Source organism: Nocardiopsis alba DSM 43377 (genome assembly GCF_000341225.1).
In the GTDB taxonomy this organism is placed as follows: domain Bacteria; phylum Actinomycetota; class Actinomycetes; order Streptosporangiales; family Streptosporangiaceae; genus Nocardiopsis; species Nocardiopsis alba.
The window spans coordinates 185,993-201,767 of sequence record NZ_ANAC01000018.1 but is presented as its reverse complement, the minus strand read 5'-3'; the positions used below and the strand labels follow the sequence as shown (position 1 = coordinate 201,767).

General features: G+C 63.0%; 7 protein-coding genes, 1 pseudogene and 1 CRISPR repeat array. Of the genes and pseudogenes, 2 read left to right on the top strand and 6 right to left on the bottom strand.

What is annotated here, in order from left to right:
- Nucleotides 1–754 precede the first annotated feature (754 nt).
- Nucleotides 755–1,210: a CRISPR direct-repeat array (repeat unit 29 nt; unit sequence CGGTCGTTCCCTTCGCGTGTGGGTCGGAC).
- A gap of 48 nt (nucleotides 1,211–1,258) precedes the next feature.
- On the bottom strand, nucleotides 1,259–2,749 hold the full coding sequence (locus tag D451_RS0119550; protein ID WP_017535666.1) for an RNA-guided endonuclease InsQ/TnpB family protein: 1,491 nt from the start codon (nucleotides 2,747–2,749) through the stop codon (nucleotides 1,259–1,261).
- A 346-nt stretch (nucleotides 2,750–3,095) separates the two neighbouring features.
- Here D451_RS0119550 and D451_RS0119545 point away from each other — a divergent pair, with 346 nt between their 5' ends.
- Together D451_RS0119545 and D451_RS28090 are read left to right on the top strand one after the other, a co-directional pair.
- Complete coding sequence (locus tag D451_RS0119545) at nucleotides 3,096–3,533, top strand: hypothetical protein (RefSeq protein ID WP_026125197.1); 438 nt, start codon at nucleotides 3,096–3,098, stop codon at nucleotides 3,531–3,533.
- Between the two features lie 773 nt (nucleotides 3,534–4,306).
- The gene (locus D451_RS28090) at nucleotides 4,307–4,468 is read left to right on the top strand and encodes a hypothetical protein (protein ID WP_017535664.1); all 162 of its coding nucleotides are present in this window, start codon (nucleotides 4,307–4,309) and stop codon (nucleotides 4,466–4,468) included.
- 463 nt (nucleotides 4,469–4,931) lie between these two features.
- Here the strand turns inward: D451_RS28090 and D451_RS0119535 are convergent, their stop codons facing one another.
- The 5 genes and pseudogenes from D451_RS0119535 to D451_RS0119505 all read right to left on the bottom strand — a co-directional run bounded on the left by D451_RS0119535 (nucleotide 4,932) and on the right by D451_RS0119505 (nucleotide 15,742).
- Entirely contained in the window at nucleotides 4,932–8,165 is a 3,234-nt protein-coding gene (locus tag D451_RS0119535; RefSeq protein ID WP_017535663.1) for a type I restriction endonuclease subunit R, read from the bottom strand.
- 5 nt (nucleotides 8,166–8,170) lie between these two features.
- Nucleotides 8,171–9,484 carry a restriction endonuclease subunit S gene (locus D451_RS26690; RefSeq protein ID WP_152472932.1) on the bottom strand — a complete coding sequence of 438 codons (1,314 nt, stop codon included), beginning with the start codon at nucleotides 9,482–9,484 and terminating at the stop codon, nucleotides 8,171–8,173.
- Nucleotides 9,481–11,487, bottom strand: coding sequence for a type I restriction-modification system subunit M (locus tag D451_RS0119525; RefSeq protein ID WP_017535661.1), 2,007 nt, complete (start codon nucleotides 11,485–11,487; stop codon nucleotides 9,481–9,483). Before D451_RS0119525 ends, D451_RS26690 begins: the two co-directional genes overlap by 4 nt.
- A 230-nt stretch (nucleotides 11,488–11,717) precedes the next feature.
- Nucleotides 11,718–12,512: pseudogene (locus D451_RS27695) on the bottom strand (IS5 family transposase).
- A gap of 410 nt (nucleotides 12,513–12,922) precedes the next feature.
- Nucleotides 12,923–15,742 (bottom strand): pPIWI_RE module domain-containing protein, encoded by a 2,820-nt coding sequence (locus tag D451_RS0119505; RefSeq protein ID WP_017535658.1) that lies wholly within the window; start codon nucleotides 15,740–15,742, stop codon nucleotides 12,923–12,925.
- Nucleotides 15,743–15,775 lie beyond the last annotated feature (33 nt).

Sequence of the window (15,775 nt, the reverse complement as noted above, 5' to 3'; positions counted from 1 at the left end):
ATCCTCATCTGCTACAAGCATCTGGCCAAGCACAGCGAGGACTTTTGAGATGAGCTCTAAGAGTTCACGGGCTCTGGTGTTCGGGAAGTTCTTGCTTCTGCTTCCTTACGGACGTGTTTGGCCCACCTCCGGTTCGTGTTGGGCACACCGTAGGCCTTACACAGCTCCCGTTCGGAGCGCCGTGGGCCGCCTGCACGGAGCACCGCCTTCTCTTCTTCGACAGCACGCTCGAAGATCCTCGGGTCCCGGGCCGGAGGAATCAGGACATCAGCCAGGGTGGAGTCCTGCTCCGCGCGTTCCTTGCTCTGGTTCTCGGCAATGACGTCGTCCACCATGTCGGCGGCCTCAGGGATCCGGCCCCCGGCGGAGACGGATTGAGACGGTCGCAGGTACCTTCCACGCCCAGAAGAGTCCGAACTCTCGGCGCAGACGGTGGATTGCTTCGAGGCGGATCATGTGCAGTTCCAGGGCATTCTCCCAGTCGGCACGGCCCAGAGCTGCTGGCGGCGGGTGATACCGGCTGAACCGAGGGGGTCCCACAACCACCGTGCTCGGGGAACGGAGCATCCGGTAATCGCCTCCTGGGCCTGCTTCCACGTCTTCCCGTGGGAGACAAGGAGGGTTTCCAGGAGTAGGGCGGTGATGAGGCGGATAAGGAGGAGGGGGATGAGAGCTACCCCGGTGAGAAGGGGGGGTGAGGCCCAACCAGGGGATTGTGGTGGCCGTTTCGAGAACAGCGACGAACGATTGTTCATGCTCGTTCCCTGCGCGTGTGGATCGGATGGGGCAGGGATCATCGGAGGCGACATCAACCACGGTCGTTCCCTGCGCGTGTGGGTCGGACTCCTCGGCCTTCTCCACCGTCCGCGCGTAGGTCGGTCGTTCCCTGCGCGTGTGGATCGGACCTTGCTCTGTGGCGAAGAGGAGCTGCTGATGCCGGTCGTTCCCTTCGCGTGTGGGTCGGACGCCGCCGCTGGTCGGCATCCTCGACCACGCAACGGTCGTTCCCTTCGCGTGTGGATCGGACGATCGAGGATCCGACCTCCACACACCTAGGCACGGTCGTTCCCTTCGCGTGTGGGTCGGACCTGGCCCGGCTGGTCGACCGCACCATCCGCCGCGGTCGTTCCCTTCGCGTGTGGGTCGGACGGAGTTGTTCGCGGAGTTGCCTCCGGGCTCCTCGGTCGTTCCCTTCGCGTGTGGGTCGGACAGGAAATGACCTGCGACAACGCAGCCCGTTATCTTCGCGAGATGTGGGCTAGGGGAACGTCGGCGGGTCGCCCCGCCGAGGTGGCGCTGTCCCCGAGGAGACAGCGCCTTCCCGTTTCAATGGCAGCGGCCCGGGCTCTCGAAGGAGCCCAGGAGTTACGCCTCCTCCACGGGCATTCACGGATTCCCCTCTACCAGGGGCACCGGCGCCGCTATCCGGCGCTACCGCATGAGCGGCGATGTTGTCGGCCGCGTTCAGGTCACGGTCCATCCGCAACCCGCACTCAGCACACACGAACTCCCGCTCGGAGAGGGCCAGGCTTGGGTTTCGCCACCCGCACCCCGAGCAGGTCTTACTGGAAGGGAACCAGCGGTCCAGGATCGCGACCTCGGATCCGTACCAGGAAGCCTTGTATTCCAACTGACGACGCAGCTCAGCCGGGGCCGCGTCCAGAATCGACCGATTCAAACCGGCCTTGGAGCGCACGTTCCGCCCCGGCTTCCGCACCGTCCCCCGAGCGCTCCGGGTCATGCCCGACACGTTCAGGTCCTCGATGGCCACACACGCGAACGTCGTGGTCAACCGCTTGGAGAGAGTGTGCAGGAACGTGGCTCGTTGCTCGGCCACCCGATGATGAAGCCTGCCCACCCGTACCGCGGCCTTACGGCGACGAGCCGAACCCTTCTGGGTCCGCGACAAAGCACGCTGGGCCTTGAGCAACCGTTCGGAGGCCTTACGCAGATGACGAGGGTTGTCCACCAGCCGACTACCGTCCAACGGCTTGGACAACGCGGCCAGATGACCGAGCCCCCAGTCGAGTCCCACACGCCCGTTCGCCTTCTGCCGACGGGTCGGTGTGGACGGATCGACCTCGACCTTGCACAGCACGCTGGCGTACCACCGGCTCCCGCCCCGAGAGACCGTTACCGACTGCACCACGGCCCTGCCTGAAGAGACCAGCCGGTGCAGCGTCTTCGCCGATCCGTGCAAACGCACGGTCTGGAGCGCACCACCCAACCGAAGCCGCCGATATCCCTCCAACCGGAGAGCGGGCTTGGGCTTCTTGGCGTCATGGTGCAGGCGGAAGGAATCACGAGAGCGGAACTTCTTCTTGAACCTGGGGTAGCCCACCCGACGACCGGCCCGTTTACCGGTGTAGGAGTCGAGCCAGTTCTTCCACGCCCGATCCGCGTCATCGAAAGCGGACTGGAACACATAGGTGGAGACCTCAGCGTGCCAGGGAGCGATCCCGTCGATCCCCTTGGCCTCATCGCCGCGCACATGCTGGAAGGCCTTGTACACCGCGGGCTTGGTGGGGATCTTGTGCGTGCCCTTGAGACGGGCACGCGCCTCCTTCGCCTCCAGCCCCTGGGCCAGGAGGGTGTCGAGCTCATCGCGCCAACGCTGGTGGGCGTCCTGTTTCATCGCGAGCGCGAAGTTGAACGCCAAGCGGGAGTTACCAGCCCACCGCCGCAGGAGCTCGACCTGGGCCGAGGTGGGGTCCAGCGCGTAGCGGAACGCTTTGAGCACCTGCGCCATGACCCACCCCTCTCTGAAGTCGCACCGCGGTTCGACGTGTTCGAACCCAGCAAGGACGACTCTAGATCAGGGCTACGACAAACCAGCGACCGTCCGAAGAACGGGGCACTCTCATGGACTGGCGAAGATGCTTCGCGGGCGGATAGGACCGTCTACCGGTGAGCGCCGGAGCAGCTCTACTCGACAGCACCATAGAGGTCGGTCCCCAAGAGGTCTGCGATCTCGCAAGCGCCTTCAGGGCCGACCTCACGCAGGAGTTCTGCCAGACAGGAAGCCTTGGATTCAGGCGAACTGCCTACTCACGCCACCCCATTCCTGCATCATGATCATGGAAGGGATGTGCCCCATGGCCACCACTTTCTTGGAGCCCTACGTCCACTCATCGGAGGAGCTGACCATGACCGCATCTTGCAGTGTTTACCTGTACGGCACACTGCCTGAGAACGTTCGTCTGCTGGCTGACTGGGCACCACGGCTACACGATGGCACCCCGGTGGCCGTCTACATCGAGCCCACCGATGACAGATTCGCAATCTCGGTGGAAGTCGATGACGTGGACAGCGGGATCGCTGTCATCCATGAGCTACGCCGAGTGTGGCAGCAAGCCCGCCAGGTCTTGGGCCCCAACAGCTTGCCGCTCACCCAGGTCATCATCGAGCACGAAGATTCTCACCAACATTGGAAGGCCATGGACTCATGGCGTCAGGACAAACGCCTGGCCGACTTGCACGCGGATGGGTTCAACGGCATGACCGAAGCCAGCCGTCGTGCCCAAGATTCGTAAGTGCGGTCGCAGGTTCGAATCCTGTCGAGTTCGCCACAAAACCCCAGTTCAGAGGGGTTGCTTAGCCTCACCTGAAATGGTCTCCTCTGTTGATGGGGCCAGGGTAGGACCGAGGTGGGGCCAATTCGTCCCTTATGCCTCGCAAATGCCCTTGTTGATGGGCTCTGCCAGCATCCTGCGCCGTCCCCAGAGGTTGGCACGGCTTCAGAGGCGGTTATCTCCTTGGTGTCCTGCTGTGAGTGGTCATCAACCACTGTGTCCCTTTCCTCTTGCGGCGCTGCCCTGCGGACAGGGTAGTGGCGAGTACCGACATGCACGGGCGTTTCCCCTGGTTCTCATCGGTGTTGTCAGTATTCCCTGCAATGGCCGTCCCTTTCTGCTGCTTCCTCGAGGTGCCGTTGAGCACCGAGTGCTTCCGGGTGACCCAAGGCGGCTGACAGCTGGAACCGTTGTGCGCTGACGGAGCACACACGCAAGAGAACGAGAGCCATCACCCGAAAACCTCGCCTTCGTCCATCGGATGCTTTACCGACTTGTGTGCTCCGTTCGTGCTCTGCAGTTTTGGACCGGGACGTCAGCAGACGACACAGCGCGGCACGAAACGACATCCGGATTCGGATGGTGCGGGACGGAACGGCACGTAGCGACACGTGGTGGTACCAGGGCGCCGGACTTCTAATCCGACGGTCGCGGGCACACCATGATGTCCTGCACCGCAGGCCTCAGATTGTCTGCACTTCGGAAGGCCACATCGCTTCGACGATGAGCGCGCCGTGGCCTTCTTGGAGGCCTTGAACGGCATGGCCAGCCGATCCCAGGGGGTGGTGTTCACCCACCACGCCGACCTGGCCGAGCGGTTGCGCTCCTGCATGCGCTGCTTCTCTTCGAGCCTCCGCTACGCAGCGTCGCCGCTCTTGGAGGTGGAACATCGGTGATGACAGTCGGGCCAACACCCCCGTCCGCGGTGGCCACTGCCTCCTCCCAGGTGAACACACCTGCCGTGACTGCGGCAGCACGTTCATCCACCGCAAGCGTGGTCACCCGCTGGTTCTGTGCCCGAAGCGCCGAGAGAACGCCTGAGAAGCAGGGGATCTGAGGACAACGTGAGTGACACACCATGAAATTCAGACCATTCAGCGGGCACACCCGCGAGGGTGCACCAAACCGACTAAGAGCGCGCACCCTGAGGCTGCACGCTGCCCAGTGGAACGCAGGGCAACCAGGTGAACACCTCCCCCACGACCTGCGAATTCTCGCATCATAGCAGGTCATCCCACTTCCCCATCAGCAATTGCCTCCCGTCACTCGAGGTACCGGAACACGATCATCTGTAGGCGGACCAGCAGGTGATGTCTCCGATTTGCCGGAAGTGGAGTTCTCGTTTCCACCGGGAATGCCTCACCGGGGCTCATCCGAGGCATCGGCGTCTTCGGGAGCCTCGGTGTTGACCGTCCGAAGCCGGCGCGACTGGTACAGGTACGCACCGATGAGGCGGATGAACTCGTCAGCGCGATCACTCTCCCCAGTGAGCGCACCGGTCAGCTTGCCGAACGCCCCCTCGTTCAGCACTGCTGCGTCGGTCAGGGTTTCTCGCAGCACGGGAGAGGCCATGAACTGATCGAGCGCATTGTGGTCGATCTGATCAGCGATGCGCGAGTCCTCCTCAGCCATGCCGGCCGCCGCGACCACGAACCCCTCAATCTGCGGATCGGCAAACTCCGATCCGAACAGCGCGTTGATCCGAGCTACCACATCCGAGAGCAATTCCTGTTGTGGATCCTGCCGCGACATCCCTGTTCCGACCCCGGAAATGCCAGCCAAACTCGGTGTGTCATGGTCCCCGGACAGTCCGATATCGGCTTTGCCTTGATCAATCTGCCGGACCCTGCGCAGCTCGAGCCCGGACACGTCGGCGTCCGCGCTCGGCTCGTCGACCGCGAGTAGCCGGACCAGCTGACGAAGGAACTCGGCCAACTTCTCCAAGTGGCTGGTGCCGTAGTCGACTACCTGGGACATAAAGTCGTACAGGCGCACGTAGGAGCCACAGTCCTTGCGGAAGGTCTGCAGCTCACCGAGCGCCTGGCCATCGTTCCGCTCGGTCGCATCCGCCCATCGGTTCAAGAACTCATCCCGCGCTGGTGTGACCGCGGCAGCGAGAGCTGCATGGGACTGGGCCGGTGCCCACCAGGCCTCGGCGTAGCGTTCAACGTCCGCTGACGTGTAGATTCGCGCCTGGGCCAGCTTGGTCGCGAGCCGGTGGACGAGGTTCGGGTCCGTCGCTGTCTCAACATGCGCCTCGAGGTAATAGGTGAGGAACGCCTCGCGGATCTCTTCCGGATCGTTAACGAAGTCGAGCACGAACGTCCGGTCCTTCACCTCACCCGAGGGCGCTCGGTAGATGCGGTTAAGCCGCGACAAAGTCTGCACCGCGTGCACGTCGGGAAGCCGCTTATCCACGTACATGGCGCACAGCAGCGGCTGGTCGAAACCGGTCTGGAACTTATCGGCGACCAGCATTAGCCGGTACTCCGGTCGACGGAATTCCCGCGCCAGGTCCGAGCCCAAGTTGGGATTCATAGATGCCTCGGTGGCATCGGCCAGTCCGTAGACGTCGTCGCCGATCTTCCCGGAGAACGCCACGATGGTCCGGTAACCGTAGCGCTTCTGCGCCAAGTATTTGTCAATCTCCATTTTGTAGCGGACGGCGGCTTGGCGCGAGTCGGTCACGACCATGGCCTTCGCGTGCCCGTCAAGAAGGGGGGCAACGTTAGCGCGGAAGTGCTCGACGATAATCTCGACCTTCTGCCCTACGTTGGTTGGGTGGAGGTTCGCGAACCGCATGATCTTCCGCGACGCCACTTTCGGATCGACAAGCCGATCTGATCCGTCATCGGCTCCTTCACTCCCGGCAATACCGGCGACGACGCCGCTCTCGCCGTGCAGCTCGATCTCGAAGGCGGTCCTGTAAGTCTGGTAACCACGCAACACGTCGAGAATGAACCCCTCCTCGATCGCCTGCCGCATCGGGTAGACGTCGAACGCGACTGGCTTCCCTTCGTCGTTATCGCGCCCGAAAAGCGTCTTCGTCTTCGTCTTGGGGGTCGCCGTAAAAGCCAGCAGCGACACGTTGCGAGCCCTGACCCGCGCAGCAGTCTCGGCAGCGATCCGCTGTTCGCGGGCGACACCAGCCTCCACCACTTGGTTGACAATGTCTTGGCTGTCGAGCTCGTCCTCGTCAGTGACCTGTCCCCCCTCGGTGAGGACCTTCTTCAAGTCAGCAGCCGTCTTACCCGATTGCGAGGTGTGCGCCTCGTCGACGATCACCGCGAAGTTCTGATCGCTTAACGTCGTCTCTAGGAGTCCCTTGACGTAGGGGAATGTCTGGATAGTGACGACCACGATCAGCTCCGAGCCGGTCAGCGCGTCCAACAGCGCTCGCGACTTGGAGCCGCCGGATCGGCGTACTGCCGCGGAGTCGATGACCGCGACAGTGCCGACCGTGTCATCGACTTGCTCGACCGCCTGCTGCAGCTGTGCGTCCAGGACGCGGCGATCCGAGACAATCAGGACCTTGTCGAACACTTTTTCGTTCGACTGATTGTGGAGCCGGGCCAGGCGGTGCGCTGTCCAGGCGATCGTGTTTGTCTTACCCGAGCCGGCCGAGTGCTCGATCAGGTATCGGCGACCGGGGCCCTCCTCAGCGATCGTGCCGACGAGCTTGTTCACCGCGCGCCACTGGTGGTAGCGCGGAAACATCAGTGCCGTGGACCGCTTGATCTTGCCTGTTATGGGATCCTCGTCGGCCTCGGTCTTGAGGAACATCTGGGACCCGAGGATCGCAAGCCAGTTGTCGCGCTGCAGGACCTGTTCCCACAGGTACGACGTCGCAGCACCGTTCGGGTTGGGCGGGTTCCCAGCTGCACCGGTGTCCTCATGGCCACGATTGAAAGGCAGGAAGTACGTCTTCTCACCGGCCAGCTTCGTGGTCATGTGGACTTGGTTGTCGTCGACAGCAAAGTGCACCAAGGCACGGGTGCCGAACCCAAGTAGCGGCTGGCCCGCCGGGTTGCGGTCGTTGCGGTACTGGCTGACTGCTGTGCGCCACTCCTGCTTGAAAAACGACTTCAACTCACATGTGGCTACAGGTAGGCCGTTGACGAAGAACACCAGGTCGATCGACCGCGAATCGTTTCGCTTTGGTGAGAAGTGCACCTGCCGGACCACACGCATCCGAACCTTCCGGTACTGCTTGCTGACGTCCCGGTTCAGCGTCGTAGCTGGCTTGAATTGGCACATCCGCAGGTGCGCTGTCGCCCCTCGGGTGTGGGAGAACTTTCTTCGCAGCACGTTCAGTGTGCCACCACCGGAACTCATAGGCGTGTCCAGGCGGGTAACGAGGGAAGCCAGCAGTGCCTCGCGGTCAGCGGCTTCGGCAGGGGTGCCGACTCGCACGACCTTGGCATACTCATTGGGCTGCGTCTCTGTCAGCCACCAGTGCACGTCATCGGGCCAGATCGCCCGCTCGGCGTCGTAGCCGTCGTCGGTCTCGCTGTACTCCCAGCCGTGCGCGGCGAGGTACTCGGCGATTTCGATCTCGAAAGCCTTCTCGTGTGTCCCGTCAGGTGCAGCCAACGTTCTCAGCTCGCCTTTCTCGCCGTGCGTACGTCGATCTGTCCAGTCACCGCCGCTGCGATCAGCGCAGTACGCCGCTCCTTGGCCAACGTGATGTGTTCCTCAGCCTTGGCGATAAGGGCATCGATTTGCGTTGTCTGTTCGTCAAGCTCGCCGAGGATCAACTTCTGCTCCTCAACATCAGGGAGGGGCATCGGAAGGTTCGCGATGTCGTCTTGGCTGATGTTCAGCATCGATGAACTCGCGCCTGTGGCCTTCATCTCGATGAGCTCCCGCCACCGCCGACTTCCGAGTACTGTCGCGACAAATCGCGGCAGAGCCTGGCTGCGGTCTAGGTCGAATGCGTAGAGCTTGTCGCTGAGCATGAGACGGGGAAAGTTGCCCTGTGCTACAGCCGCGCTGCCGACAAGGTCACGAGTATTTGCGCGAGAGACAATGAGGTCTCCGGAGCGCACAACGGTTCTCGGGCGAGGAGCCTCACCGGCAGGCAACTCCTTGTTTTCGAATGGGCGGAAGACACCTCCGTTCGCAGCTCCCGCCTTCAAGACGGCCCAGCGTTCTACCCCATCGGTTGACCACGTGTAGCACTGAGGGCTCCAACCTTGGCGAATCGACCGAGTGATGTGCTTCAGCCTCCGACCACGGACTTCGAGTCGAGATACCGCCAGCTCATTCGCTGTTTGTCGTCGCTCCCGCAGTAGCCCGATAAACTCCTCCTGCTTCGCCACGAGAGAGTCGATCTGGCTCGTCTCCTTGTCCAGGTAGTCGGCGATGACCTGCTGCTCGTCGAGCGGCGGGAGCGGCATCGTGACCTTGTTCAGATCAGTGCTTCGAATGCCGACACGGGTCACACCCGCCGCTATGACGCCCCACTGGCGTGCAATGGGATCAGAGTTGAGCACCCAGTACAGGTACTTAGGAAATACCCTTCGCAGATCGGGTCGGACAATGGCCAGGTGGTACCCGCAGATCAGGTCATCAGCTTCATATTCTACGAAGGCTGGGATGCCGATATCGTCTGCAGTTTCGGAGTCCTTGGTGATGAGCGTATCGCCGACATGGATTCGGAACTTCTTGATCTGCTCGCGCGTAGCTGTAGCTGTCATGAAGTCGAGCGAGCTGACGATGGAGTCGTTCTTGTAGACGTCTACGTAGTTGCAGAGCCTGACGGGTGGCTGTCCCTCGACAGTGTGTTTGTCTGCGTTGCTTGGCCAAGCATCTGCGACCTCGAACAGACGAGCACCTGTCCATCCTGACGGGATGCCCCCGAGCCACTTGCCGACCCGCACTGTGACCGGGTCTGCAGCTTCGATACTCACGACTCCACCTCCCGCAACAAGGTCATGATCTCGCCAACGACACGCTCGAGATCCGTGTCGATCTCCTCGAGCGACCGAGGAGGCTCGTAGGTGTAGAAATGGCGGGTGAACGGGATCTCGTAGCCGGTCTTGGTCTTGTCCCAAGCGATCCAGGCGTTGTTGACGTGTGGTTTCACCTCGGCATCGAAATAAGCCTGGACGGTCTTCTCGAGAGCCTCGTGCGTCTTGGGGAATCCGCCCCATCCGAACGGGACGTTTTCGGTGTCACGCAGCGCCGGATTCGGTTCTATCTCGCCCTTCCGAGCACCCGAGGTGTACCGACAGATGTCGGCGGTTTCATCGTGAACGCCGATGGTCTGCCACAGCGCCTTGCGCTGCGCTGTCGTCAGGCCGACACCGTGATCACGGAGGTGTCCGGAAAATTCCTTAATGAACTTCTCACGGTTCAAGTACGGCTGATCTCCGAATGACTCCAGTGCCTCGGTGAGGCCAGTGATCTGGCTGAGATTCTTGTGCTCGGCAACCGCTCCGATGGTCTCCGGTGTGCAGTCGAAACGGAGCTGTAGCGGGCGTTCGACCGTGATGGTCCAGTATGCGAAGTCACGGTTCGCGAACACCTTGACCGGCAACATTGCCTCGTCGAGTCCGGTCTCGTCACCGACAAAGGCCCGCACGATGTCCTTACGGTGCGCCTCGGAGATCTCGATCCGCTTCGATCCGATCGACTTCCGCATCTTCGCCCCCAGCCTCTTGGCGTCGATGAGCTGCACCGTGCCCTTACGCTCGGGAGACTTTGAGTTCGACAGGATCCACAGATACGTCGGGATTCCGGTGTTGTAGAACATGTCCTTGGGCAATGCCACGATAGCCTCGACAAGGTCGTTCTCCAACATGTGGCCTCGGATATTCGACGGGCCGGAGCCTGCACCGCCGTTGAACAGCGGAGAACCGTTGAGGACGATGCCAGCCTTACCGCCACGGCCCGTACTGTCGACGTCGCGCATCTTCGACGCAGCATGTAGTAGGAATAGCATGGCTGCGTCACTGACGGCTGGCAGACCCGGGGCGAAACGGCCCTGGCCGCCACGGGCGTGCTCGTTCTTCACGTTGGATTCGACAGCTTTCCAGTCGGTCCCGAACGGCGGATTGGACAGTACGTAGTCGAAGCCCTGCTTTTCGAACCGATCGACGACGAGCGTGTCACCCTGACGGACGTTGGACGGGTCTTGGCCCTTGATGAGTAGGTCAGCTTTGCAGATCGCGTAGGTACGCGGATTGATCTCCTGGCCGAACAGAGCCGTCGAGGCGTCGGGGTTGAGCCCGTGCAGGTGCTCCTCGGCGACGGTGAGCATCCCACCGGTTCCGACCGTGGGGTCGTAGATCGACCGCACGGTGCCGCGATCACGTAGCGCCTTGGTGTCCTCCGCATAGACGAGGTCGACTAGGAGCCGAACGACGTCACGCGGCGTGTAGAACTGGCCAGCACCGTCGTTGGCAGACTCGGCGAACCGGTAGATCAGGTTCTCGAACAGGTCACCCATGTCGGCGTTGGACACCGCGTCCGGCGATAGGTCGATTTTCTCGAAGTGGCGGGCGACCTGGGCAAGACGCTCGCGGGCATCGAGCGTACGGATCACGGTCTCGAAGTTGAACGACTTGAACACGTCCAAGTTCGCGGAGAACCCGCCGACATAGTCGATGAGGTTCTCAGCCAGGTTGTTTGGGTCCTGCAATGCCCTCTTGAGTGTGTAGTCACTCGTCGTCCAGAAGGACAGCCCCGCGCTGTCCGCAGTGCGAGTGTTGAGCTTCAGGTGCGTGCGCCGCTGTTGCTCCCCTGGGTACTGCATCATGATTTCGGCCATCACCTCGCGGTGTGGGGCCATAACGCACTCGAGACGGCGCAGCACTGTGAAGGGGAGGATGACCGAGCCGTACTCGGCCTCGGCGTACGGGCCTCGCAGGGTGTCGGCGACGCTCCATACGAAGCTGGACAGGACTGACACGGCGGAAAGTTCTCCTGGTTTAGGAAGGGAGTGGACGGCTCGCCTCAGCCTATCGGCGCGCTCCGACAGCCAAGAGACGTTAAGGGATATGGGCTCCTGACCTTGTCACGTGCTCACGGAGGGGCGTGTAATAACCGTTGGCTGTCGTCAGCGCGAGACATTCGGCCTGTGCACGCTGTTCGTGGAGGGGGATGGGCCTGCGGCCTGGCTGGTGGGGTTAGAGCTCATCTTCATTTGGTGAGTCGGCGGTAGCAGATCAGCGTGCAGGCGATGCCAGCGAAGGCCAGGAAGTGGTCTGCCTTGCGCTCGTAGCGGCGGTGCAGACGGCGGCACCCGGCCAACCAGGCCATGGTGCGCTCGACCTGCCACCAGTGCCTGCCCAACCACTGCGAGGACTCCACGCCCCGGCGGGCCAGGCGGTGCACGACCCCCCGGCGCCGGAGCCAGCGCCGCAGGTGCGCGTAGTCATAGCCCTTGTCGCCGTGCAGCTTGCCCGGTTTGCGCCGCCGGGGCCCACGACGGGAGCGAATCGGAGCGATCCCTCCCCAAGGGCTGCAACGCTTGGCTGTCATGGGTGTTGGCCCCCGAGATCGCCATGGACAGGGGCAAACCTCGCCGGTCGGTGATCAGGTGGATCTTCGACCCCTTCTTGCCCCGGTCGACAGGATTCGGACCCGTCAGGTCCCCCCTTTGAGGGCCCGCATGTTCACCGAGTCGATCGCGCACCGCGACCAGTCCAGCTCGCCACGGGAACCGAGCTCGTCCAAGACCAGGCGGTGGAGCTTGGCCCAGACCCGGGCCCGGGTCCACTCGGTGAAGCGCCGGTGCGCGGTGGGCCCGGAGGGGCCGAAGACCGGCGGGAGCTGGGCCCAGGTACACCCGCTGGTGGCCACGAAGATGATCGCGTCCAGCACCTGGCGGTCGCCGTGTCTGCGCCGCCCGCCGCCTTGCGGGCGGGTGGGCGCCTCGGACACCACCCGCTGGAACAGTTCCCACAGCTCGTCCGGCACCAGCCGTTCCACCATCGACACAGGAGCAGGCTATCGAGAACCCAAATGAGATGAGCTCTGAGACAATTCAGCGGGTGCACCAAACGGGCTGAAGGCGTGCACCCTGAGGGTGCACGCTGCCCAGTGGAACACGGGGCAGCCCAGCGCAACCAGGTGAACGCCTCCCCCATGACCTGCAAATTTTCGCATTACCGCAGGTCAGACCACTCCCCCACCAGCATTCATATCCCGTCACTCACTCCAGAATCCCAGAGCTTTGACCTGGGAAAACGTGGCACTTCGAGGATCTATTTCAGATTGGGGTGCACCGGTATCCCCACAGCGAAGACCTTGCCATAGGACGCACCCCACCCCTCTGATCTCATCGCCAGTCAGCAGCCTCGTGGGGCCCCTCGACTCCCGCCGAGAGGCCCCCACGTCACCCGTCAGAAGAGGGCCATCTGCTGTGACTCTTCATCGTCACTGAGGTCGACGGCTGTATCGTCCTCCGCGTCCTCGTATGGGATGGCGTACTCGTTGGCCTTGCTCGCCAGGTGGAGGAGGACGGGAAGTTTCAGGTGCTCCCGGTAGTCATCACCTTCCCGCTGCTCATGCAGGAAGCGTGCCCACGCCGCTGGATCATCATCGGGAAGAAGCCCAGTAAGGGTGAACTGCACCAGCTGCGGAGTGCGAGCCTCGGCCGAAGGAACGTGAAGGTCGCGTGTCTTCGGAGTCCCGTCCTCAGCGAACTTGCCCGTTTCGACGGTGCGGGACGTCAGCTTGGCGACTCCCTTGGGCGTCTGAGCGCTGCTGGGCTTTCGGCCCGTGCTGTAGAAGACCCGGCCTCTGGTATCGTCCCCGGCCCGCCACAGTCCTTCGGTGAAGCCCGAGTCCTTGCCTTCAACGGGCGCCCACCACTGCGGTACCTCAGCCCGATCAGATGAAGCGACCCGGATCACGCGCATCCGCTTTCCGAGCACAGCCAGACGCTGGTCCGGCCCGTGTCCCAGCTTGATCCGATCCTGGAGAAGCCCGGCGTTACCCAACCACGGCCACCGGTTCCGGGAGTTCTGCGCGTGCAGAAGGACCAGCGTGTCCGTGAACTTGTACGGTTGGAGTGTCGTCCGGACAAAGGAGGCGACGGCGGCGATCTGATCCTGCTCATTACGTGGCGACTCGACCTGTCCGGTCAGGTCACACAGCAGGTCTCGGTAAGACACCCAGCCCTGGGTGTCGGGGCTGCACCCCATGATCTGCCCCTTGCCCCGGTTGAGTAGGGCGATGGGGGTGAACTGGGAGAAGCTGCTCTTACTCGCGACGTTGCGGCGTACCATCCAGAACGCGATTTGCGTGAGGTTCGCCGGGATGGCCCCGCCCTCTCCGGCACGCGGGACGAACGTGGCCCCGAGCTGACGCAATCCGTCGCTCCATGCCGACTCGATACGGTGCCGTGCCTTTTCTTCCCGCTCTTCTGGCGCGTCTTGTGGGTCGTAGGGCTTGGCGAACTGGCTCACGATCCGCGCTTGAGCAGCACCTGCCCGGATGGCGCCCTTTGGGTCCTGGGTGGGGGCGAAGATCCGCTTACCTGTGGAGGTCTTTACCCCGTCCAGCTCCACGTAGGCGACTTGAACGCCCCCACCGCTGTCGGAGAGGATCTCCTGCACAGTCTCCTTCACCAGGTCACGACGTTTGGCGGCTTCCTCCTTGAACTCGCCCCCTCGCTTCGGTGCGGTGGCCTCACCCAGGGGTCCTGTGATCTCGCCGGCCAGGCGAGCGGTGATTCGGACCGTTAGGTCGGGTGCCCGCCAGACCCAGGTGTCGGGTCCCTGGCCGTCCCGGTGGCCAGCGAGGTCCAGCGAATCCTCCGCGGCCTGGATCATCTGATCGCGGATCCCGGAATTCTGGTACAGAACCATGGCCGATAGGTCCGCGCCCTTGAGAACCTCGGCCAGATGGGCCCTGCGCTGCCGGGCGTTGCGGCTCTCGAGCCGGCGGTTCTCCTCCGCCAGCGCCATCTTCTTCGCCTCGTCGCCGGTCAGCTTCTTGGGCTTCTCCAGGGCTCGGTCGATGACGACCGTCCCCTTTGGCGGCTCCGCCCTGACCAGAGCGGGGATGGGCACGAACTCCGGCTCTAGGGCAGCGGCCACCCATTCCATGAGGCGACGGCGTTCTTCGGGCATGATGCCGGATCCGACCGAGTGCCTGCCCATGGTCGTGTGGTAGGTCAAGGCGAACTGTGGCCCTTGCCCCACGGTCAGCCACTGTGTCCCGTCCTTGACCAGACTCTCCGGGTCCGGGAACTCGTCGGTGATCGCGAGGTTCTCCAGCATGTTCATCGGTCCGCCAGTGCGCCACTCCGGGCGTTTGGTGCGCGGGTCCCACTGGAGGTAGGCGACGGCGAGCCGGTCGGGGGTGGGCGCCTGGGGCAGCAGCGTGGCGTCGGCCCTCAAGTAGGCGCTGGCGCCCGTGGTGCCTTGGAGGTTGGCTTTGCCACTGGTCCAGCGTCGGATCCCGGTCTCCACGTGTAGGCGGGGCACCGTAGAGAAGGGTTCGGTGCGCAGGTAGAAGCGCAGGTAGCCGGAGTAGTACCAGGGGTTGCCCGTGTGGTCGCGGCTCTTGGGTGTGTAGCTGAGGACATCCGAGATGAGTTCGGCTTCTTGGTAGCCCGCGGCACGATGCCAGTGAACCTCCTCCCCTGCGAACCGGTAAGGGCCCGAGGCGACGACCCGAGATGCGGCGTACTCGGGCAGGAGCCGGTACAAGGATGAGTCGGGGAGCAGAGTTCCACCCTCCGACACCGTGCCGCGGAGCAGTTCGACGGGCGTTCGCTCCCAGTTCAGGGTGGCTGGGTCCATCGTCCGCAGGGTGTCGAGCAGGGGGCGGTGCGAACCCGCAACGGTCCGTTGCGTCCCCTTCTCCTTGGGGGCCATGTCCTTCAGCCAGGCGCTGACGTAGTTCATCAGGGCCTGGGGGGAGAATTCCTTCTCCGAGTACAACCACGGCTGATCGGTGTTGGTCGGTGCCCACCGCCCGATGGAGACCAGGCCTGGGGCGACAACTCGCAGCAGATGATTGAGGCGCTTTATAGGCACGCTCTGGTGTTCGAGGACCTCGCTGCGTCCCTTTTCGGAACGTGTCTGTGCGTAAAAGTCCAATACGGCTTGACGCCAATGCTCGGGGAAGGTGAGGGTGTTCAGCTCGGTAGACAGGGTGTCGAGCCCGTCAGCGGGGACGAACGCGGCGGTGTGGATTTCCTGGTAAGCCATGGGCCTGGGGACTCCTTCTCGTGGTGACGGGCT